The 21,520-nt window shown below is 60.2% G+C and carries 23 protein-coding genes; 12 read left to right on the plus strand and 11 right to left on the minus strand.

Features of this window, described 5'->3' with window-relative positions; genetic code table 11:
- Positions 1-9: 9 nt before the first annotated feature.
- The 5 genes from V3390_RS03185 to V3390_RS03205 form a co-directional block, all read right to left on the minus strand.
- Entirely contained in the window at positions 10-1,170 is a 1,161-nt protein-coding gene (locus tag V3390_RS03185; protein WP_331703318.1) for an ABC transporter permease, read from the minus strand.
- Positions 1,167-1,856, minus strand: coding sequence for an ABC transporter ATP-binding protein (locus tag V3390_RS03190; protein ID WP_331703319.1), 690 nt, complete (start codon positions 1,854-1,856; stop codon positions 1,167-1,169). The genes V3390_RS03185 and V3390_RS03190 overlap by 4 nt, the downstream gene beginning before the upstream one ends.
- Positions 1,857-1,859: 3 nt before the next feature.
- Positions 1,860-3,134 carry an efflux RND transporter periplasmic adaptor subunit gene (locus V3390_RS03195; protein WP_331703320.1) on the minus strand — a complete coding sequence of 425 codons (1,275 nt, stop codon included), beginning with the start codon at positions 3,132-3,134 and terminating at the stop codon, positions 1,860-1,862.
- A gap of 178 nt (positions 3,135-3,312) precedes the next feature.
- Complete coding sequence (locus tag V3390_RS03200; RefSeq protein WP_331703321.1) at positions 3,313-4,707, minus strand: leucyl aminopeptidase family protein; 1,395 nt, start codon at positions 4,705-4,707, stop codon at positions 3,313-3,315.
- Between the two features lie 14 nt (positions 4,708-4,721).
- Positions 4,722-5,423: an HAD family hydrolase gene (locus V3390_RS03205; RefSeq protein ID WP_331689390.1), complete on the minus strand. Its 702-nt coding sequence runs from the start codon at positions 5,421-5,423 to the stop codon at positions 4,722-4,724.
- Between the two features lie 109 nt (positions 5,424-5,532).
- Between V3390_RS03205 and V3390_RS03210 the strand changes: the two genes are divergently transcribed.
- Positions 5,533-6,549 carry a hypothetical protein gene (locus V3390_RS03210; protein WP_331703322.1) on the plus strand — a complete coding sequence of 339 codons (1,017 nt, stop codon included), beginning with the start codon at positions 5,533-5,535 and terminating at the stop codon, positions 6,547-6,549.
- A 36-nt stretch (positions 6,550-6,585) separates the two neighbouring features.
- Here V3390_RS03210 and V3390_RS03215 read toward each other — a convergent pair whose 3' ends face one another.
- The 3 genes from V3390_RS03215 to V3390_RS03225 form a co-directional block, all read right to left on the minus strand.
- Positions 6,586-7,506 (minus strand): phage holin family protein, encoded by a 921-nt coding sequence (locus tag V3390_RS03215; RefSeq protein WP_331703323.1) that lies wholly within the window; start codon positions 7,504-7,506, stop codon positions 6,586-6,588.
- 21 nt (positions 7,507-7,527) lie between these two features.
- On the minus strand, positions 7,528-7,869 hold the full coding sequence (locus V3390_RS03220; protein WP_331703634.1) for a hypothetical protein: 342 nt from the start codon (positions 7,867-7,869) through the stop codon (positions 7,528-7,530).
- 235 nt (positions 7,870-8,104) lie between these two features.
- The gene (locus V3390_RS03225; RefSeq protein ID WP_331703324.1) at positions 8,105-9,478 is read right to left on the minus strand and encodes a trypsin-like peptidase domain-containing protein; all 1,374 of its coding nucleotides are present in this window, start codon (positions 9,476-9,478) and stop codon (positions 8,105-8,107) included.
- Positions 9,479-9,724: 246 nt separating this feature from the next.
- Here V3390_RS03225 and V3390_RS03230 point away from each other — a divergent pair, with 246 nt between their 5' ends.
- Positions 9,725-11,875 carry an adenosylcobalamin-dependent ribonucleoside-diphosphate reductase gene (locus V3390_RS03230; protein WP_331703325.1) on the plus strand — a complete coding sequence of 717 codons (2,151 nt, stop codon included), beginning with the start codon at positions 9,725-9,727 and terminating at the stop codon, positions 11,873-11,875.
- 27 nt (positions 11,876-11,902) lie between these two features.
- On the plus strand, positions 11,903-12,679 hold the full coding sequence (locus V3390_RS03235) for a TSCPD domain-containing protein (RefSeq protein WP_331689395.1): 777 nt from the start codon (positions 11,903-11,905) through the stop codon (positions 12,677-12,679).
- A gap of 120 nt (positions 12,680-12,799) precedes the next feature.
- Here V3390_RS03235 and V3390_RS03240 read toward each other — a convergent pair whose 3' ends face one another.
- A complete protein-coding gene (locus V3390_RS03240) occupies positions 12,800-13,297 on the minus strand; it encodes a hypothetical protein (protein WP_331703326.1) in 498 nt (165 codons plus the stop codon).
- A 152-nt stretch (positions 13,298-13,449) separates the two neighbouring features.
- Here V3390_RS03240 and V3390_RS03245 point away from each other — a divergent pair, with 152 nt between their 5' ends.
- The 4 genes from V3390_RS03245 to V3390_RS03260 are packed head-to-tail and all read left to right on the plus strand — an operon-like array spanning position 13,450 to position 16,527.
- A complete protein-coding gene (locus tag V3390_RS03245) occupies positions 13,450-14,016 on the plus strand; it encodes an anthranilate synthase component II (protein WP_331703327.1) in 567 nt (188 codons plus the stop codon).
- 3 nt (positions 14,017-14,019) lie between these two features.
- Positions 14,020-15,042, plus strand: a complete 1,023-nt coding sequence (gene trpD, locus V3390_RS03250; RefSeq protein WP_331703328.1) for an anthranilate phosphoribosyltransferase — start codon at positions 14,020-14,022, stop codon at positions 15,040-15,042.
- On the plus strand, positions 15,039-15,833 hold the full coding sequence (gene trpC, locus V3390_RS03255; RefSeq protein WP_331689439.1) for an indole-3-glycerol phosphate synthase TrpC: 795 nt from the start codon (positions 15,039-15,041) through the stop codon (positions 15,831-15,833). The genes trpD and trpC overlap by 4 nt, the downstream gene beginning before the upstream one ends.
- Position 15,834: 1 nt before the next feature.
- Positions 15,835-16,527, plus strand: a complete 693-nt coding sequence (locus V3390_RS03260) for an HAD-IB family phosphatase (RefSeq protein ID WP_331689440.1) — start codon at positions 15,835-15,837, stop codon at positions 16,525-16,527.
- Positions 16,528-16,607: 80 nt separating this feature from the next.
- Here V3390_RS03260 and crp read toward each other — a convergent pair whose 3' ends face one another.
- On the minus strand, positions 16,608-17,273 hold the full coding sequence (gene crp / locus V3390_RS03265) for a cAMP-activated global transcriptional regulator CRP (RefSeq protein WP_331689441.1): 666 nt from the start codon (positions 17,271-17,273) through the stop codon (positions 16,608-16,610).
- A 262-nt stretch (positions 17,274-17,535) separates the two neighbouring features.
- Between crp and speD the strand changes: the two genes are divergently transcribed.
- Both speD and V3390_RS03275 read left to right on the plus strand, forming a co-directional pair.
- Positions 17,536-18,330: an adenosylmethionine decarboxylase gene (gene speD, locus V3390_RS03270; protein ID WP_331703329.1), complete on the plus strand. Its 795-nt coding sequence runs from the start codon at positions 17,536-17,538 to the stop codon at positions 18,328-18,330.
- A 226-nt stretch (positions 18,331-18,556) separates the two neighbouring features.
- On the plus strand, positions 18,557-18,937 hold the full coding sequence (locus tag V3390_RS03275) for a four helix bundle protein (RefSeq protein WP_331703330.1): 381 nt from the start codon (positions 18,557-18,559) through the stop codon (positions 18,935-18,937).
- A gap of 36 nt (positions 18,938-18,973) precedes the next feature.
- Here V3390_RS03275 and coq7 read toward each other — a convergent pair whose 3' ends face one another.
- Entirely contained in the window at positions 18,974-19,627 is a 654-nt protein-coding gene (coq7, locus tag V3390_RS03280) for a 2-polyprenyl-3-methyl-6-methoxy-1,4-benzoquinone monooxygenase (RefSeq protein WP_331703635.1), read from the minus strand.
- 226 nt (positions 19,628-19,853) lie between these two features.
- Between coq7 and rplM the strand changes: the two genes are divergently transcribed.
- The 3 genes from rplM to V3390_RS03295 all read left to right on the plus strand — a co-directional run bounded on the left by rplM (position 19,854) and on the right by V3390_RS03295 (position 21,505).
- Positions 19,854-20,282: a 50S ribosomal protein L13 gene (gene rplM / locus V3390_RS03285; RefSeq protein ID WP_331689444.1), complete on the plus strand. Its 429-nt coding sequence runs from the start codon at positions 19,854-19,856 to the stop codon at positions 20,280-20,282.
- Positions 20,283-20,294: 12 nt separating this feature from the next.
- Positions 20,295-20,687 carry a 30S ribosomal protein S9 gene (rpsI, locus tag V3390_RS03290; RefSeq protein ID WP_331689445.1) on the plus strand — a complete coding sequence of 131 codons (393 nt, stop codon included), beginning with the start codon at positions 20,295-20,297 and terminating at the stop codon, positions 20,685-20,687.
- 140 nt (positions 20,688-20,827) lie between these two features.
- Complete coding sequence (locus V3390_RS03295; RefSeq protein WP_331689446.1) at positions 20,828-21,505, plus strand: hypothetical protein; 678 nt, start codon at positions 20,828-20,830, stop codon at positions 21,503-21,505.
- Positions 21,506-21,520: the final 15 nt, after the last annotated feature.

The following is a 21,520-nucleotide window of genomic DNA, read 5'->3' on the forward strand; positions in this document are numbered from 1 at the left end:
CCGTTCTCCTTAGCGGCCGGCCAGTGCATCGACAATGTTCAGACGCATCGCGCGCATTGCTGGTAACAGTCCGACCAGCAGGCCAAACGCGACCATCAGACCCAGACCGAGCAGCCAGGTATTCTTGCCAAGACCGTTAATCGGCATCATGCCGCCACTGATCGTTGCCACGATCTTCATGAGCACAGTAGCAGCGACCATGCCGATCAGACCGGCAACGATCACCAGGATCAGCGATTCGGCTAAGACCATCCACAACACCGCGCGGTTGGAAAAACCGATGGTCTTGAGAACGGCCAGCTCCGGAATGCGTTCGCGCACGGCTTGTGCCATGGTGTTGCCCGTCAGCATCAGCAACGTAAAGAACACCGCTCCCATGATGTAAGTCACGATCTTGCCGATGTCACCGATCTGTTTGACAAAGCTCTGCTGGAATGCAGCCTCGGTCTCTGTCTTCGTTTCCGCATCGGAGTTCATGCTGAGTGCGTCCACCGCCTTGGCAATACGTGTCGCATTGTCCGGGCTGTCGACGGCAATGGCGTACCAGCCCACACGACCTTTGACGTAATCGTTGGCTTCGTCAAAGTATTGCCAGTGAAACACCAGCGAATTCTCCTCGCCGACGCGCTTGCGGTCCTTGGCTCGGAAGATGCCGCTGATCTTGAAAGTCCAGGTATTGCCACCTTTGGTCGGAAAGATTGTGGCCTGCAGTGGGATGTCCTGCCCAACCTTCCAGTTGAACTTTTTCAGCAGTGATTCGCCGACAATGACGCCGTTGCGAGTGGCCTGCCAGTCCTTGAGCTGTTGCGGCGCGACCTCGTACTCCGGATACATCAGAAAGTAATCGGGATCCACTGCAAAATTAGGGAAAAACTGCTTAGGGTCCTGGTAGTAGCCGCCAAACCACGAACCCGTGGAGACGCGGGTGATGCCGGGCACGGTCTTTAACCGTTGCTCGAGCGAAGCCGGCAACATTTGCGTCAATGACAGCTTGGAGGACACGATCATGCGGTTGGCGCCTTCGACCGTCTTGCCGCTGTTGGCAAAGGTGTCGCGTACCGAGTCGAGCATCCCGAATAGTGCAAAGGCGACCACCACAGAGAACATAGTCAGAAAGGTGCGCAACTTGCTGCGAAATAGCGCAGCACCGATGAGATGCAGGTATTTCATGACGGCTGACCGTCATCGACCAGTTCACCCTTGTCCAGATGCACGACACGGCTGGCGTGTTCAGCGGCTTTTGGATCGTGGGTGACCATCAGTATGGTCTTGCCGTGCTGACGGTTCAGTTCGTTGAGCAGATTGAGAACATCTTCGGCGGACTGACGGTCCAGGTCGCCGGTCGGCTCATCGCAAATCAGCAGTTTGGGATCAGAAACGATGGCGCGGGCAATGGAGACGCGCTGTTGCTGGCCGCCGGAAAGTTCATTGGGCTTGTGCTTGGCGCGGTCAGCCAGACCGACCAACTGCAATGCCACGGCGGCCCGTTGCCGCCGCTCGGCGGCGCTGAGGTTGGTGAGCAGCAGGGGCAACTCGACATTGCGTTGCGCCGTCAGTGTCGGCATCAGATTGTAGAACTGGAACACAAAGCCCACGTTCTCACTGCGCCAATGCGCTAGCTGATTGCTGCTCAGCTCATCAATGCGCTCGCCGTCAATACGAATTTCGCCATCGGTGGGGTTGTCCAGCCCGCCGATCAGGTTCAACAGCGTGGATTTGCCCGAGCCCGATGGTCCCATCAGCGCTACAAACTCGCCTTGTCGGATGTCGAGTTGGATGCTGTGCAGCACCTCGACCACCTCCGAACCGCGACGGTAATCCTTTCGGACATTACGAATGGTGACGAGGTCGCTCATGGACTACTGTTCCTCCGGTTCTTTAGGGTCGGGTGATTTTTGTACACGTTGTCCATCCTTTAGCGTTTCGGGCGGTTGCAGGATGAGTTCATCGCCGGCTTTTAGTCCGGCAGTTACTTCAATATCGTCGCCAATCGTGCGGCCGGTGGACACGGAAGTCTGATTGGCCTTGCCGTCCGTCAGGACAAATGCAACGCTTTGCGAACCGCGTTTGACGATGGCTGATTGCGGCACCAGCACCGATGGCTTAGCCTGTGGCTGACCCGCGGGTGCGGCTCGTTCAAAGAAGCTCACGCGCGCGCCCATGTCGGGCACCACCCGCGTATCTCTGGAGTCGAGCGAAACGCGGACTTTAATGGTTGCCTTGCCTCGGTCTGCAGTCGGAATGACGGCAATGACATGCCCGGGAATCTTCCAGTCCGGATACGCATTCAGTATGGTCTCGGTGGGCATTCCCTCCCGCACACGACCAATGAAGTTCTCGCCGACTTCGACTTCAACCTCGAGCGAGTCCATGTCCACGATGGTGCCGATACCTGTCCGCGTATATCCGCCCCCGGCGCTCAAGGGCGACACAATTTCACCGGGCTGCGCGGCTTTGGCAATCACGACCCCACTGAACGGTGCGCGCACGACTGTGTGATCGACGCCGCGGTTCGCAATGCGCAATTGCGCACTGGCGACATTGGTATTGCGGCGGATTGCGTTCAGTTGTGCACGTAACGCATCACGCTGGGCGATAGCCTGATCCGCTTGTGCTCTCGAGACCAGTTGCTGCCCTGCCAGGGTACTCAGACGCGCGGCATTCGCGGTAGCATCGCGCAGCTGCGCCTCGATGGCACCGGCTTGGGCCGCCGCCGCGTTAACTTGCGCGCTTGCCAGCTCCTGTTGGGCGTTGGCATCGATCGGATCCAGCGTGGCCATCACTTGGCCGGCAGTGACTTGCTGGCCCTCTTCAATCAAGACTTTGCTTACCCGTCCCGTCACTTGCGAGGACACGGTGGCGATTCGCCGCGCCACGATATAACCGCTGGCGTCGAGCACCGCGCCGGGTGTGGCCGCCGCGCCGCCGCTGCCTTGCGCTGCCTCTACCTCTAGGGTCTGTACTGCGGTGACACGGTTACCGAACACGGCATAAGCAATGGCCGTCAACACTAAAACGGCGGCAACGCCGGCGATAATCCACCATTTGCGACGGTCGTCGGGTTTCCGTCCGCCGCGCTTGGGCGCATTGCGGTCGATCTTAAGCGAGTTGAGCAAGTCGGCGTTGGTATTCATGGGTCAATGGTAACTGACAGCGACTGTGGGGCAACTGGTGAATGGGAAATGGGAAATGGTGAGGGAAGGCCGGCTTCGGCACCGCAAAGGCATTGAAGCGCGTCATGCAATCGGCGGAGTCAGCATGGCCTTCGAACAGGTTGATTTGCCCATTGAGAAGTCGAACTGTGTCCCGGCGCTAGTGACCGGAATCCACTATTGACCGTACGAGCGCGTATGCGCTGCGCAGGGCCTGGGCCTCACCGCCGGCGGGGCGGCCGGGACGATCCGCATCGTTCCATGAATAAACATCGAGGTGGGTCCAAGGGATTGAAGGATCCATGAACCGTTGCAGATAGATCGCAGCGGTGACAGCGCCGGCCATTTTGGACGGACCGGCATTGGCGAAGTCGGCAATGCCACTGCTCAGGTAACGCCAGTATGGCGTATGCAGCGGCATGCGCCACACCGGATCACGCAACTCCAGACCGGCATCCAGCCACGATTGCGCCAGCGCATCGTTATTGGCAAATAGCGCCGGCAAGTCCGGACCCAGGGCAATGCGAGCCGCGCCGGTCAGGGTCGCAAAGTCCATGACCAGATCGGGCTGCTTTTCGCACGCATAGGCCAAGGCATCGCACAGAACCACACGGCCTTCGGCATCGGTGTTGTCAATTTCAACGGTAAAGCCCTTGCGCGTGTTGATTACTTCACCGGGGCGATATGCATCGGGACCGATTGCATTTTCAACGGCACCAATCAGCAAAGTCAGACGCACCGGCAACTGCGCCTGCAAAATCCACTGCGCAAGACCGATAGCATGTGCGGCACCGCCCATGTCTTTTTTCATGTTGCGCATGCCATCGGCGGGTTTGATGTCCAAACCGCCCGTATCAAAGCACACGCCCTTACCCACAATCACTATGTGCTGCTTTGCATCGGGTGCGGACCAATTCAGTTCGAGCAGACGTGGCGCGCGATGCGACGCACGACCGACCGCATGAATTGCGGGGAAGTTCTGCTCCAGCAACTCATCGCCAACAATCGCGCGGAAATTTGCTCCGTGCATCTCGGCGAGATTTGCAACGACATCATGCAATTGCTCAGGCCCCATGTCCTGCGACGGCGTATGAATCAGATGACGAACCGTGACGATGGCATCGTAGGCGCGCGAGACCTCATCGGACACATCCATCGCGAGCTTGGCGGGATTGTGTTCGAGCTTGGGCTTGTACTTGAGATATTTGTAACCGCCCAAAGCCCAGCCCAAAGCCAGCGCATCGCGCATGGCAGGTTCCAGCGCATCGGCATTGGCGACGTGCCAGACGGAACCGGCCGGTAGCATCGGCACCACATGCGAATAGGCAAACGGATCGTGCAGATCGCTGACACCGACCAGCACCCCGCCCAAACTGCCATCGGGCGACATCAGCCATGTGGCGGTTGAGCCTTCGCCTTTGAATTGACGCGCGGCTGCCTGCCGTTGTTGTGCCTCAGGCAATGTGGCCAAGACCGAAGGCAAGCGTTCGACAGTGGCGACATACAGGGGCAAGCTGACGCTGGCGTGTTGCGGTGAAATCCAGTTGGCACGCATGGTTTGAAGCTCCGTTAAATCGTGGACGTTGAGTGCGATTCCAGCCAGTCGGCCAGCGCGCTCAACTCAGTACAGGTAAAAGTAGGCGAAGGATAAGCGGACGGCCAAGTCTCACCGAGGCGATTGACCCAGGCGGCCTGCATTCCCGCATCCAGGGCGCCCATGACATCCATCTCGATGTGATCGCCGACGTGCAGGACCTGCGCTGGCTCGCACTCCAGCAGCGCGCACGCGGCATGGAACAGGCGCGGATCGGGCTTGGCCACCCCCATCTGTGTGGCGCTCACTGCGTGACGGAACGGCGGCATCAGACCAATCCGCTCCAAGTCCGCGTTGCCGTTGCTCAAGGACGCAATCGGAACCAGACGGGCAATACGACGCACCGCATCCTGCGCATCCGGATAGAAATCGACCTTGTTGCGCTCGCTGTAAAACACCTCGAAGGCCGCGTCGGTCAGCGCGGTATCCTCGCCGCTCTCAGCCAAGGCCCGCTCGATGGTAAGACGGCGCAACATGGACAGATCGTGCGCGTGCTGCGGATGCTCAAGATCGACCTGATGGCGCAACTGCCGCATGCGGTGGATAGGGAACGTGTCGGCCGTGCGTGGCGCATACTGCTCCAGCCACTCGTGCAGACGCTGTTCAATACGCGCACCAATCGGCGGAAATGGCCACAGGGTGTCGTCCAGGTCAAAGGTGACGGCGCGAATAATCATTCCCCATTTTACTCCGCGCCCGGCCTAGTGCTCCGCGACTTGACATCGTCCGCAGTCGGCGCAAACTGCCCAAATCGGCCATAGAGCTCGCGGATCTTTGGGGGTTGCAATGAAAACTGCATATTTCGTTGGCGCGTTGAGTCTGGCGCTAGTTCTGCCATCGCAGATGAGTGCTGCAGAACGTCAGACGCTTACGCTGTATCGCAAAGCAATTGACATCCACGGGTGCGGTGAGACCTGGATGACGAGTCAGTCGGAGGACAGCTGCCGGGAAAAGATTGCAGCTTATAAGGCGGCTGAGGCGGCCTCGGACGCAACGGCCCCGGAAAAGGAGCAGATGCAACGCGAGCGACTGGCGCTGGAGTCCGAATATATCGGCGTCCTGCGTCTGAGCGGCAAAAAGCCCGAAGCCCGTCAGCAGCTGCAAAAATCCATGGCGGAGCTCGATAGGGCATCGCCTGCGGACAAGGCGCCGATCGCTCGGGTGGTGGCCATCGATCTGTATCGGCAAGCCGCACTGCTGGCGTTCGCCGCGGGGGATACACGGGCGGCAGATCAGGCCATCGACCAGTTCCGCAATCTGTCACAGGGTTTTTTCGGCGCGGTCGACAGCATGAAGGACAATAAAAAACTGATGCTGACGCAGCAGAACAACGCGATCGCCGCCGCCGGTTTTGAAATGGAAGTGGGCAAGATTTACGCGGACCAGCTCAAGGCGGCCGGCAACAAGGCCTCATCCGAGGTTCGCGAGAAGGCCGTAATGGCTTATCAGCGCGCACGCCAATGGGCCATTGCACGCGCGCAACACAACTGGAACGGGTTTGCTCAAGCCACGCCGCAAGTCCAGTTTGCGGATGCCACGCTCGCACTGGCACAGATCGCTAAAGACGCCGATGACATGGCCGGCCTGGCAAGTGCCATAGGCGAAGCGAAGGCTGCCGTCTGTAACCGCCCGAATACCAATGACAAATACGGCGATGCAGAGGCCGAAGAGCGCTGCCTGCAAACGATCGTGATGGAAGGCTGGGTTACCGGCGACAATCAGGCGCTAATTCGGCGTGTCGCCGAGAACAATGACAAGTCGTTTCGCGACGCCATGGAGTCGTTGCGTAATAAGAAGAAGTAAATCCGACGTGCCGCGCGTGTAGGCGGCACATCGCACTTAAACCCGTGGTGCGTCGCTAACGGTGGCGGCCACGGTGGCCGCAGTCGCCGCCTGATCGGCCGCAGCCGCTGCGGCGCCCGACTGATCCGCGGCAGTGGCCGATTCGTCAGCAGCCTCGGCCGATTTGAACGCGGCAAAAGTTGAGGCAGCCAGCGAGGCGATCTCGCTCAAGCCGCGCAACGCAGTATCCGTGGTGTACAAAGCGGCACGGCTGGCCGCGCCTGTGTGACGCAGACTACCGGAGATGCCCTTGTTGCGACCCACGACGTAACCGCTGATAGCACCCGCGGCCAACACGCGGCCCGGCGTAACCGCGGCTTTGGCGTGCGCCTTGGCGGCGGCAAACGATTCGAGCGTCTGGCGACGGCGACCCTCGGCGACGGCCTCGGCACGATCCACACGGCGCTGCAGCGCGCGGAAACTCGGTTTGCGGTCCGAGTCCTCATCGTCATCGGCCTCACCCACGCCAAAGCGAGCCAGCTCATCTTTAGTGGCCTTGAAACCGGTAAATGCAAAATAGCGACGCACCATAAAGGCCGCGACCAGCGCGATCACCAAGGACACCACGGCCGAGATCAGCAATGCTCTGAGCCACGACCATTCGAGTTGCGACTTCATGGCGACTACGGCGGCCGCCATCAGCAATAACCAGGTGGAAGCGCCAAACACCGCGCCCACCGCCACCCACACCACCGAGCGACCCGCGGCATGACGGGAAAGGTTCAACTCGGCCAGGGCCAAACGACGCATGGCCGTCAGACTGTCGAGGCCGCCGCTAAACGTGGAGCGCGCATGGCCGCGCAGTTCCTTTAGATCCTGGGCATAACGGCCACCGGCCACGCGAGCGCGGCGGCGGGTCGAACGCGAATCGGCGCCCGAAGGCGCCGATTGCGGTGATTGGGCTGATGGCTCCGTCACGATGTCGCAGTTCCCCGTCGCTTATTCTTCGGACGACGAACCGCCGAGCTTGGACAGCAACCAGCCGGCTGCAAAGGCGGCACCGAAGGCAGCAATCGGACGTTCCTTGATGAACTCCGCGGCCACATCAGCAAATTCCTTGCCCTTTTCGATCAGGATATCGGCCTGCTCCTTGGCAGCAGCCTTGGCATCGCCGGCCGCGGCTTTGCTGGCGGTCGCGCCCTCGGACAGGTTCGACTTGACGTTGGCGCCGCCGGTCTTGAGTTCACCGGCAGCAGCGGACGCGGCCGACTTGATGGCCGTACCGGCCTCGTTCGCGGCTTGCTTGATGTAACCGCCGGCATCGGTCAGGTTGGCTTTCATGGAGCCGGTGCTAGGTTGGGTAACGGCATCCTTGACGGCCTCGACGGCGTCGGCAGCAACAGCCTTGGTTTCGTTGATGGCGTCCTTGAACGGATCATTGGTGCTCATGGTCAAACCTCACACGTTGAATTAGAAGTCGAAGGACGGACTGTCCGCCCCGTACATCTTCATCATGCCAACCTCCCTGCGAAAACGGCGTGAAATTCGGATTACGGTTCAGTTGCCGTTAGGCCCGTCAGCGCATTAGCAACTGGCCGCGTTGGCCGCCGCGGATTACTTCGAGTGCCAGGGGCTGGTTGCGCAGATTGACGGTGGCCCGGAAGCTGCTGAGGCTGTCGAACGGCCCCTGATTGGTCGCGACGATGAGATCGCCGGCACGCAGGCCGTTGGCGGCGGCTCGTGATCCCGCAGCCACCGCGCTGACCGAGATGCCGACCACGCCCTGCTGCACCAACTTGGCCGGCAATGCTGCCAAAGTGGCACCGGCCAGGCGCGGGTCGACATCGGCGCCGGCCAGCGTGCCTGCATCGGCTTTGAGGGTGCTGCTCAGCGTCAGGCGTTTGCCGTCGCGCAGAACCTCGAGGCGCACGTCATCGCCGACGGCCTGCAGGCCCTCAAAGTTATGCAGGGCATCGCGACCGTTGAGGCGCGTGCCGTTGGCGCTCAGGATCACATCGCCCACCTGGACTCCGGCCCGCTGCGCACCGCTGCCCGGGAAGACCCGGGTGACGACCACGCCTTCGCCGGCTTGGACACCCAGCTGCCGCGCCAGAGCGGCGGTCACATCGCGCGCATCCACACCCAGCGAGCCGCGCTGCACCGTGCCCTGCGTCAGCAGTTGGCGGGTGACCGACTTGACCAGATCACTGGGGATGGCAAAACTCAGGCCGATATTGCCCGCCGCCGACCCGCGCGGATTAAACGTAGCCGTGTTGATGCCGATCAGACGGCCGTTGAGATCAACCAGCGCACCGCCCGAATTGCCCGGGTTGATGGGCGCATCGGTCTGGATAAAGTTCTGATAGCCCGCGCCGGGGATACCGGTGCGACCCACCGCCGACACAATGCCCGAGGTCACCGTCTGGCCAATGCCGAAGGGATTGCCGACCGCCACCACGAAGTCGCCCACTCGCAGCGCCTGCGAATCGCCCAGCGGCAGCGCCTGCAACCCGCCGGTCGGAATGCGCATCACCGCGATATCGGTCTGCGGATCGGAGCCGACAAAGGTGGCCTTGAGGGCACGCCCATCGGCCAGTTGCACGGAGACGTTCTCGGCGCCCTCGATCACGTGATGGTTGGTTATGACCAGGCCGCGCTCGGCGTCCACAATCACGCCCGAGCCCAGCGACTCGGCGATACGACTTTGAGTCAGACCGGGGAACATCTGCGAAAACACCGGATCGCTACCGAACGGACTGACCCGCACCCGCGACTGGGCCTGGACGCTGACCACGGCCGGGGTGACCTTTGCCAACATAGGTGCGAGCGAAGGCAAGACCTGGCCACCCACCTGCACGGGCAAGGCGGCCTGCGCCGGGCTGGGCCCGACAAATGGCGACATGGCGACCAATCCGATGGCCAGTCCAAGGGCTAGGGGGCGAAAACGCATGCGGGCTCCGTAGAAAAATCGGTGGGAGAATCGTTCCATTTTGCAGGATCCGTCACATAGAGAGGCGGGTCTTAGTGCTACTGTTTAAGCGCGGGTTAGCCACTAGATCTTGTGGTTGCGCCGCAGCAGACCGCTACAGGTTGTGCTTTTTAGGTTATATTCAGTATTCAGACAGGTTCCGCCGCAGGTTTCGCCGCGCGGAACCGTGAGTTTCCGTTTTACCGCGATCGTCGGAGCCATCGCCTCATGAATTCCCTGCGCATTGAACCCGTGATTTCGGACCGCGCCATTGAAATCCCCCTGCAACCCGCCTCTTTGGATATCTGGGACAAAAAGTACCGTCTCAAAACCAAGCACGGCGAGCCCGTCGATAGCGATATTGATGCCACCTACTGCCGCGTAGCTAAGGCCTTGGCCGAGTCCGAAGTGACTCCCGAGCTGCGCGCCCTGTGGCAGGACAAATTCACCTGGGCCCTGCGCCGCGGTGCGATTCCGGCCGGACGCATTACGTCCAACGCCGGCGCGCTAGAACACAAACCGGCCACTTCCACCATCAACTGCACCGTGTCGGGCACCATCGAGGACTCGATGGTCGGCATTCTCGAGAAAGTGCAGGAGGCCGGTCTGACACTCAAGGCCGGTTGCGGTATCGGTTACGAGTTCAGCACGTTGCGTCCCAAGGGCGCGTTTGTTGCCGGCGCCGGCGCCTACACCAGCGGCCCGATGTCCTTCATGGATATCTACGACAAGATGTGTTTCACCGTGTCGTCGGCCGGTGGTCGTCGCGGCGCGCAAATGGGCACGTTCGATGTCTCGCACCCCGATGTCAAAGACTTCATCAAGGCCAAGCGCGAAGACGGTCGTCTGCGTCAGTTCAATCTGTCGCTGCTGATCACCGATGGCTTTATGGAAGCTGTTGAGAAGGATGCCGACTGGGCACTGGTATTCCCGGTCAACATCAAGGAACGTGACGATGTCGACCTGGACGACCCGACTCAAGTGGTCTGGCGTGACTGGCCGGCCGCCAACAAGTACATCGTGCGCGAAGACGGTCTGGTCGCCTGCAAGATCTACTCGCACATCAAGGCACGCAAGCTGTGGGACATGATCATGGTCTCCACGTATGACTTCGCGGAGCCGGGCTTCATTCTCATCGACAAGGTCAATGAGATGAACAACAACTGGTTCTGCGAAAATATCCGCGCAACCAACCCGTGCGGTGAGCAACCCCTGCCGCCTTACGGTGCTTGCCTGCTGGGTTCGATCAATCTCACCAAGTTCGTCAAGAATCCCTTTACCGAACATGCCGAATTCGACTGGGCCGAATACCGCGAGGTGGTCAAAGTCTTCACCCGCATGCTCGATAACGTGGTCGAAGTCAACGGTCTGCCGCTCCCGGAGCAACGCGCCGAGATCATGCGCAAGCGCCGTCACGGCATGGGCTTTTTGGGTCTGGGTTCGACCATGACCATGCTGCGCATGAAATACGGTTCGCCCGATTCGCTGCGTTTCACCGAGGCCGTATCGCGTGAAATGGCGGTCGCCGGCTGGGAAACCGGTCTGGAACTGGCTCGTGAAAAGGGCCCGGCCCCGATCATGGACGAAGACTTTACCGTCACCGCCGAGATGCTGCGCAAGCGTCCCGAAATGGCGCGCGATGGCCTCAAAGTCGGCGATGTGGTCAAGGGACGCCTGTTGCATGCCAAGTACTCACGTTACATGCAAAAGGTCGCATCGGTTGCGCCGGAACTGGTCGAAGAGTTGGCCGCCGTCGGCTCGCGCTTCACACACCATTCCTCGATTGCTCCGACCGGCACCATTTCGCTGTCGCTGGCCAACAATGCCTCCAACGGCATTGAGCCTTCGTTTGCGCATCACTACTCGCGCAATGTGATCCGTGAGGGTAAAAAGTCCAAGGAAAAGGTCGATGTGTACTCGTTCGAACTGCTCGCTTACCGCGAACTGATCAACGCCGAGGCCATGCCATACTCCGAAGAACCAGCCGCCAAACTGCCCGACTACTTCATTGCGGCCGATGACATCTCGCCCAAGGAACACGTCGATGTGCAGGCCGCTTCGCAAATCTGGATCGACTCCTCGATCTCCAAGACGGCCAATGTCCCGACGGATTATCCGTACGAGGACTTCAAGGACATCTACCGTTACGCCTATCAAAAAGGCCTAAAGGGCTGCACCACGTTCCGCTTCAATCCCGCCGCCTTCCAGGGCGTGCTGGTCAAGGAATCGGATCTGGAAAGCACCGTCTACAAGTTCGAACTCGAAGACGGCACCACAGTCGAGGCCAAGGGCAACGAGATGATCGAGTACGACGGTGAAATGCATACCGCCGCCAACCTGTTTGATGCCTTGAAAGAAGGCTACTACGGCAAGTTCTGATTGCCGCACTGATTCGGATCTGTACGCATGACCATTAAAATTTCCAAAAAGATTGCCGGCTACTCGGTAGTCGATTCCTCCAAGGCGGCACCGGTTGCAGCCGAGCCCGTAGCGGCCATTGCGGCGGTGCCCACGGCCGAAGTGATCCAGATGCACGAGCGCATCGAGCGCCCCGAAGTGCTGATCGGCTCCACTTACAAGCTCAAGTCGCCGGCCTCCGATCACGCCATGTACATCACGATCAACGACATCGTGCTGAACCCGGGCACTGAACACGAGCTACGCCGTCCGTTCGAGATCTTTATCAACTCCAAGTCCATGGATCATTTCCAGTGGATCGTGGCACTGACGCGCATCATGTCAGCCGTGTTCCGCAAGGGCGGCGATGTCACCTTCGTGGTTGACGAAATGAAGGCCGTGTTCGATCCGCGTGGCGGTTACTTCAAGCCGGGCGGTGTCTACATGCCGTCGCTGGTGGCCGAGCTGGGTTCCATTGTCGAAGACCATCTCAAGTCGATCGGTCTGCTGCACGCCCCGGAACTGACCGCACAGCAAAAGCAATTGCTGGCCGAAAAGCGCCGCTATTTCGAAGACAAAGAAAAGGTCGAATCGGTCGTGCCGGATCTGTTCCCGGAACTGCAGGTTGCCAAGGCTCCACGCGCCGAAGATGTCGAAGTCACCGGTGACGGTGGGGCGTCGTTCCCGCCTTCGGCCACGATGTGCGGCAAGTGTCACGCCAAGGCCGTTGTGATCATGGATGGCTGTGCCACCTGTCTGAACTGCGGCAATAGCAAATGTGGCTGAGAATCGTGGTAAATGCAAATTGGGAGTTGGTAACTGGTAGGTGGTAACTGGTAGGTGTGCGGTGGTTGGGCAATGGTGGGCCACCCGGCGCTGCCGAAGAGTACCGAGAGCGCCGAGGGGTTAGGTGGCGGCGGTGAGTCCGTCGTAGGGCAGTAATGTGGCACCGGCGGAACGCATCCCGCCATCGACGGCTGCAAGCTGCTCAGTGGTGGCGTCAATTACGACCAGCACTTTGCCGGCCTCGATTTCACTATGAAAATGCCGACGCAGCGGGTCGGGCACAGAGGACCCCGACAACATCGCACCGAGAGTCCCCAGCAGGATCCCGCCCACGGCACCGCCGAGCAGCAGGTTGACGGTTAGCGGAAAGGTCATTAGCGTCGAGGCGACAACAGCCGCCAGCACACCGACCACGGCGCCGATCAGCGCACCACGTATGGCGGCAGGCTTCAGGTCGGTATCGGCCTCTTTGCGACGGTCCGGGATACGGGCCTCCTCGATATCACCACGGGCGACCAGCTGTAAATCGCGATCGGCGATACCGCCGTCGCGCGCGATGCGCATCACTGTGCGTGCTACCTCCAGGGAAGGCGTGGAATATACATGACGGACTTTCATGATGAATCTCCGTTTGAAGTCTTCGCTTATCGTCAGCCTTTTGCGGTTACTCGCCTGTGAAATCCCTGTTGCAAATTCGTGCCGCCGGCCTTTCCGTCACGGAAACCCGCTAAAATGAGGGGTTTACCGCCAATGGTTCCAATTCGCCGCTGATGTTGCTGGTTATCGACAACTACGATTCGTTCACCTGGAACCTGGTCCAATACCTGCAAATGCAGGGTGCCGACGTGCAGGTCATCCGCAATGACGAATGGTCGCTGGACCAGATTCGCAAGGCGGCCCCTGAGCGCATTATGATCAGTCCCGGTCCGTGCACGCCTAACGAGGCCGGCGTCTCGATGGACGTGGTTCGCGAACTCGGCCCGACCACGCCGATCCTGGGTGTGTGTCTTGGCCATCAGAGCATCGGCCAGGTGTATGGCGGCAAGGTCATTCGCGCCGATGAAATCATGCACGGCAAGACCTCGCTGATTCATCATGCCGGAGATGGAGTCTTTGCCGGCCTGCCTTCGCCCTATACGGCTACGCGTTATCACTCGCTGATTGTCGAGCGCGACACCTTGCCCGAGTGCCTGCAAGTCAGCGCCTGGCTTGAGAACGGCATGATCATGGGGCTGCGCCATCGTGAGTATCCGACGCACGGTGTGCAGTTCCACCCCGAATCCATTCTGACTGAGCACGGACATGCCTTGCTCCGCAATTTCCTGGAGCTGCACTGATCCATGGCTATAACCCCGCAGGAAGCGCTTCGCCGCACCATTGAACATCGCGAAATCTTTTTCGACGAGATGATCGACCTGATGACCGCCATCATGCGCGGCGAGGTCTCGCCCGTCATGACCTCGGCAATACTGACCGGTCTACGCGTAAAAAAAGAAACCGTCGGCGAAATTGCCGGAGCCGCAACGGTGATGCGCGATCTGGCCACGCCGGTGCACGTGCAGGACAAAACGCATCTGCTCGATATCGTCGGTACCGGTGGCGATGGAGCCAATACCTTCAATATTTCCAGTGCCACCGTGTTCGTTTCCGCCGCTGCAGGTGCCAAGGTGGCCAAGCACGGCGGTCGCAGCGTTTCGTCGAGCAGCGGCAGTGCCGACTTGTTTGAATCACTTGGTGTCGGCATTGATATGCCGCCCGAAACCGTGGCACGCACTCTAAATGAAATCGGCATCGGCTTTATGTTCGCGCCGACCTATCACCCCTCGATGAAACAGGTGGCACCGGTGCGTCGTGAGATGGCGGTGCGCACGCTGTTCAACATCCTTGGACCACTGACCAATCCCGCGCGCTGCCCGCACGTGCTGATGGGTGTCTTCCACGAAGATCTCGTCGGCATTCAAGTGCGTGTGCTGCACGAGCTCGGCGCCGAGCGCGCCATGGTCGTCTGGGGCCGCGACAATCTCGACGAGATCAGTCTCGGTGCCGGCACCATGGTCGGTGAGCTGCGCGACGGCAAAGTTCGCGAGTACGAAATCCATCCCGAGGATTTCGGCATCGCCATGGCGGCCACGCGCAATCTCAAGGTCGACAATGTCGAACAGTCCAAGGCAATGCTGCTGTCCGCATTGAACAACGAACCCGGCCTGCCGCTGGAGATCGTCGCCCTGAATGCCGGCGCCGCCATCTACGTGGCCGGAGTTGCCGATAGCATCAAGGACGGTATTGATCTCGCCCGCGCCCGCATTGCCGATGGCAGTGCCATGCACAAGCTGCAGCAGTTCGTGGAGGCCACGCGCGCATGAGCGACGACATTCTCGCCCGCATTCTGGCCCGCAAGCATCAGGAAGTCGAACAACGTTCCCGTGTCCGTACACTCGATAGCCTGCGCGCCAGGGCCGAACGCGCACCGCGCACTCGCGGTTTCGCCGATGCCATCGCGTCACGGGTTGATGGCGGACAAACGGCCGTGATTGCCGAGATCAAAAAAGCATCGCCATCGAAAGGGCTGATCCGCAAGGACTTTGATCCTGCGACCTTGGCCCGCCAGTACGAGGCCGGCGGTGCCGCGTGCCTGAGCGTGCTGACCGATGTCGATTTCTTTCAGGGCTCCAACGCGTACCTGAGCGAAGCGCGCGATGCCTGCGCTTTGCCCGTGCTGCGCAAGGATTTCATCGTCGATGAGTATCAGATCTTTGAGGCCCGTACCATTGGTGCCGATTGCGTCCTTCTGATCGTGGCCGCGCTCGATGAACTGCAATTGGTCGATTACTCGAACCTCGCGCAGGATTTGGGCATGGATGTCCTGATCGAAGTGCACGACGTCGACGAACTCGAACAGGCCCTGCAAACCGATGCGCGCCTGATCGGTGTCAACAACCGCAATCTTCGTACGTTTAATGTCGATCTGCAAACCAGCCTAACGCTAAAAGAGGGCATCCCCTCCGACCGCATCGCGATTAGCGAGTCCGGCATCCATTCGCGCGCCGATGTCGAGCGCCTGACCGCAAGTGGCATTCAGTCCTTTTTGATCGGCGAACACTTTATGCGCGAGCGCGATCCCGGCGTGGCCCTGCGACAGCTGATGGCGTACTGACATGGCCTTCGTCGTTTTCGATCTCGATCACACGCTCTACGATGGCGACTCCGGCACGCGTCTGGTGCACTGGCTGCTCAAGCGGGACTGGTGGCGTACCGCGCTGGCCTATCTCGTCGCGCCCATTGCCGGCCCCCTGATTGCATGGATGCCCACCCGCCGCATCGGCATCAGCGTCTTTCTGTGGATCGCCACGCTAGGGCTCCGGTCCGAAGGCGCGCTCAACCGCCTGATCGATCGCTATGTGTTGGAAAACCGCAAGGATTTGCGCGATCGCCTATTGCCCATCGCGATGCAGACCTTGCATCGGCACGTGGCCGCCGGTGATCAGGTCGTGATTGCTACCGGCGCCCCGACGGAGCTGGCGCGCAAGATCCTGCTCGAAATCACCGGCGATGTGCTGCCCGTGATCGGCACCGAAGAAGCGCCGCGTCTGGGCGGCCTGGTCGCCCGGCAGCATTGCCACTCGCATAACAAGGTCCGCATGATCCGTGCCGCCGGATTCGCCGGCATCATTGATATCGCCTACAGCGACAGCCGCGCCGATTTGCCGCTGCTGCAGGCGGCCACTAACCCGGTGGTGGTGAACCCAAATCCGTCATCCGTTGACGATTTCGTGAAGGCCTTGCCGGCCGGCACGCCGATCGTGTGGTGGGGCGCAAAGGGTCGCGGCGGCTCCGGCAGCCCTCAATAGGCACGGCGGCGGCTCCGCCAGCCCTTAAGCGCTGCAGCCCCCGCCACCATCTCCCAACTCCCATTTACCACTTTCCCGCTTCAGCGCGTTCCGTACAGGACGATGGTCTTGCCGCGGGCGTGGAGTTTGCCTTCGAGCTGCAATTTTTTCAGCACCCGACCGGCCATCTCACGGGAGCAGCCGACCAGACGGCTGAGTTCCTGACGCGAGACGCGCAGCTGCGTGCCATCGGGGTGGGACAGGGCCTCGGGTTCGCGGGCCAAATCGTGCAGCGCACGCAGAATCCGGTCGGTGACGTCCAAAAACGCCAGGCGAGCGGCTTTGCGGGTGGTTTCCAGCAGGCGATTGCTGATTTGAGCGGCCAGTCCGTACAGCAGACGCGGGGCATCGGGCGCCAGTTTGGTCTGCAGCAGCTCGTAAAACCGTTCGTGGCTGATTTCCGCCAGCTCGCAGGGAGTGCGGGAGCGCAGAGCCACTTCGCGCTGTTCCGTCTGAATGAACAGCCCCAACTCACCCACGATCTCACCCGGGCCGACATATCCCAGCACCAGCTCACGGCCATCGCTTTCCTCGGCGATCAGACTGACCGAGCCGGAAATGACGTAATACATGGTAGTTGCCGGGTCGCCGGGACGAAAAATGTCCGTGCGCGACGGATACCGCCGCCGATGGCAGTGCGCCAGAAACCGATCAATTGTCGGCTGGTCAGGTACGAGTGGTGAATTATTGCGGTGTTGAACGGTCACTTATGAAAGGTCCAGACGGTATAAAATCTCCGCTGAGCACCGCCGGTCCGAACGATCCGAGTCGCGATCGCGAAGCCGACCCCCATTGAGTGCGAGGAGCCAACACAGAATAGCAACATTTCTGTAAATTCCCAGTACTAAATGCATCTGCGAAGGCAATTCGGCCGCCCCATCCGCCAGAGACCCTGAACAGCTCGCTTGGCGGGGCGAATTTTGCGTCATACTATGCGGGTTTACTTTCCGTATTTCAGGGATCTATATAGTGGTCAAGCCATTGCCCGGCCTGCGCCTGCAGGGTTTTAACAACCTCACCAAGGCGTTGTCGTTCAACATTTATGACGTGTGCTACGCCACGTCCGAGGCCGAGCGCGGCCGCTATATCGAGTACATCGATGAGGTGTACAACGCCGACCGCCTGACCCAGATCCTGACCGATGTGGCCGAGATCATCGGCGCCAACATCCTCAACATCGCGCGCCAGGACTACGATCCGCAGGGCGCCTCGGTCACGATCCTGATCTCCGAAGAACCCGTCATCGACAAAAAAGACGCGGGCAAGGAAATCATTTCCGACGCCGTCGTGGCGCACATGGACAAGTCGCACATCACCGTGCACACCTATCCTGAGACGCACCCGGACAACGGCATCGCCACCTTCCGTGCCGACATCGACGTCGCCACCTGCGGCGTCATCTCGCCGCTGAAGGCTCTGAACTACCTGATCGAATCGCTCGAATCCGACATCGTGGTCATGGACTACCGCGTCCGCGGCTTCACCCGTGACATCAAGGGCAAGAAGCACTACATCGATCACAAGATCAACTCGATCCAGGACTACCTGGCCAAGAACATCAAGTCGCGCTACGAAATGCTCGACGTGAACGTCTACCAGGAAAACATCTTCCACACTAAGATGCACCTCAAGGACTTTGACCTCGACAACTATCTGTTCGAAGAGAAGGCCCGCAATCTGTCGTTCAAGGAGCGGATGAAGATCGAAGCCCGCCTCAAGCGCGAGATCGAGGAGTTGTATCACGGACGGAATCTCGTCGACTGACGTCGACGAAATCAAAAATCAAAAATCAAAAATCAAAAAAGTTCGGCGCCTATGGCGCCGTTTTTAAATCAAAAAACAAAAATCAAAAAAGCGGTGCCTGAGAGGGTGCCGTTTTTTTTGAGTCCCAAAAAAGCGGTCGGTCGAGTCTGGTTCTTGGGGGATTTGCTTAATTGGCCGTACGGCGCTGTCCTAGTGACAGCTTTAGGCGGCTCCATGACGATGGGCCGTGGATTTTGAGAAAACGACAATCTGGACGCGTTCCGTTGATCTGGCGGATGAGTGCTATAGGCTTGTGTCGCGCTTACCGCCAAGCGAGCTCTATGTGCTCAACTCCCAGATCCGGCGCGCTGCGAATTCGGTGTATGCCAACTTTGCAGAAGGCTGGTCGCGTGAATCAGTTCGCGAGAGCATCCATTTCATTTCGATGTCCCGCGGATCGTTGTCGGAACTGAAGGCGCACCTGCTGTTCTGTGAGAGACGCCACTGGTTTACAGGGGCAGACCTAATGGCGATGCATCAGGAAATTGACGAATTGCGCCGCATTCTGGCGGCCGTTCGGCTCAAGCTCCTAAAGCGTCTCGAATCCGAGAATCCCCAACGCGACTGAGAAACCTTTTTTGATTTTTGATTTTTGATTTGTGGGTTAAACGCGGTACGCGACCAGCTTCATTATTTTGCTGGCCAATGCCATGACCCTGGTCACCGGTTCCGGCAGCTGCCTGGCCCCGGCCAGCTGCGCTTCAGCGCCGTGGCGTGCTTCGTCGGTTTTCATTTGCGAGAGGATGGCGCGGGAGCGGTCGTCACCGGGGGGGAGGGTGGTCAGGTGCTCGGCGAGGTGGGCTTCGACTTGGCGCTCGGTTTCGACGACGAAGCCGAGGTTGTAGCCGTCGCCGCGCAGGCCGGCGAGGGTGCCGATGGCGAACGATCCGGCGTACCAGAGCGGGTTGAAGATCGAGGGGCGGGCGTCGAGCTCGCGCAGGCGGTCGGCGCACCAGGCCAGGTGGTCGGTTTCTTCGGCGGCGGCGTGGAGCAGGTGCTCGCGGGTGCGGTCGTCGCGGGCGACGGCGGCTTGGCCGCAATAGAGGGCTTGGGCGCAGACTTCGCCGACGTGGTTGATGCGCATCAGACCGGCGGCGTGGCGTTGCTGGGCCGGGTCGAGTTCGGCGGCGGGGGTGTCTTCGGCAGGGTTGTTGCGCTGCGCAAGGGGGGTGCCGGCGACGGTGGAGAGGGCGCGCTCGGCCTCAATCAGGAGGCGGTCCAGGGGGCTGTAATGGCGGGGCGAGATGGGCTGCGTCATGCCGATATTGTAGGGCCTGCGCCGCGACGGGTGCGGACGCTGGCGTTGTTGGCCCTTGCGATGCTTGCACGGCCCCGAAAAGTGCGCTATGATCGTCAACCTTTCCCGATGATTTTGCACGGTGGCTACCGCCGCCAGCGGGATAACTTTGTTGAACGCGCAGGCAACCGCAATGCGGAAACCGGCCCGTTTTTTTGATTTTGAACTTATTTTTATTGGTATCCGCATGAAAACTTTCAGCGCCAAGAACGAGACCGTCCAGCGCGACTGGTACGTGGTTGACGCGACGGACAAGACCCTGGGCCGTCTGAGCACGGAACTGGCGCGTCGTCTGCGCGGCAAGCACAAGCCGGTGTACACACCGCACGTTGACACCGGCGACTATCTGGTCGTCATCAACGCAGAAAAAATCGCCGTCACGGGCAACAAGCTCAAGGACAAGAAGTACCACCGCTTCACCGGCTATATCGGTAACCTCAAGACCGAATCGCTGGAACAAGCGCTGGAACGTCACCCGGAGCGCGTGATCGAAACCGCCGTCAAGGGCATGCTGCCCAAGAATCCGCTGGGCCGTGCAATGTACCGCAAGCTCAAGGTGTATGCCGGTTCCGAACATCCGCACACTGCGCAACAGCCGCAAGTGCTCGACATCTAAGGTTCTACAGTTATGGCAATCACGCAAAACTACGGCACCGGCCGTCGCAAGTCCTCTACCGCCCGCGTGTTCCTGCGCAAGGGTTCGGGCAAGATCACCGTCAACGGTCGTCCGTTGGATGAGTTCTTCGGCCGCGAAACCGCTCGCATGATCGTGCGTCAACCGCTCGAGCTGACCAAGAACAGCGAAAGCTTCGACATCCTGGCTACGGCTGCGGGTGGCGGCACCACCGGTCAAGCCGGCGCTATCCGTCTGGGTATCGCTCGCGCACTGGTCGAGTACGACGAAACCCTGAAGTCCGAACTCCGCAAGGCCGGCTTCATGACTCGCGATGCTCGTGAAGTCGAACGTAAAAAGGTCGGTCTGCACAAGGCCCGCCGCGCTACGCAGTTCTCGAAGCGCTAATTGCCCAGGGCGGCTTCCCCGCCGCCCGAGCCAGCAGCTCGAACTGGAAAATCCCGCCATACCGGCGGGATTTTTTTTGCCCGTAACAAGCTGTGGCTATACTTTGTCCTTTGAACTTATTCTCAGATGGAGCGGTGCCCGTGGTTGAAGTGATGTCCCAGTGGATGCGGACCGCAAAGGTTGAAACTGCCAAATACATCAAGCGCAAAATGGCGGCGAACGAAGGCGTCTCCGGGCGGCGCGTACCGTTTATGGAGCCGGCGGGTTTACGCGCGCTGCGCGATCAGCTCCGTTCCGCGACCTGTTTTCTCGAATACGGCGCGGGTGGCAGCACTCTCTTCTCTATGGAGATGGGCGTGCCTTCGACGGTTTCCGTTGAATCCGATGCCGCGTTCCTTGCCATGATCGAAGGCGAGATCGCCGACCTGCGTTCGCCGGCGGTGGCGTGGTCCGGCCTGCACGCCGACATTGGCCCGACCCGCAAATGGGGCTATCCCGTTGGCGACGCCACGGCCGCGATGGGTCTGACCTACGCGCTGATTCCGTGGCAGACCGAACTGCTGAGTTCGCCCGATGTGGTGCTCGTCGACGGCCGTTTCCGCGCTGCCTGCTGTCTGGCCACCACGTTGCATGCCAAGCCCGGCACCCGCATTCTGTTCGATGACTATGCGGCCCGCCCGTATTACACCGTAGTAGAGGCGCATCTCGGCGCGCCGACCATGTTCGATTCGCTGGCGCTGTTTACCGTGCCGGCGTCGGCCATCGATCGTGTGCGACTGGAGCGTGACCTGGCAGAATTTGCCGCGGATGCGCGATAAAAAGGGCGCGGCGAC

It is taken from the genome of Aquilutibacter rugosus (assembly GCF_036541335.1).
Taxonomy (GTDB): domain Bacteria; phylum Pseudomonadota; class Gammaproteobacteria; order Xanthomonadales; family Xanthomonadaceae; genus Aquilutibacter; species Aquilutibacter rugosus.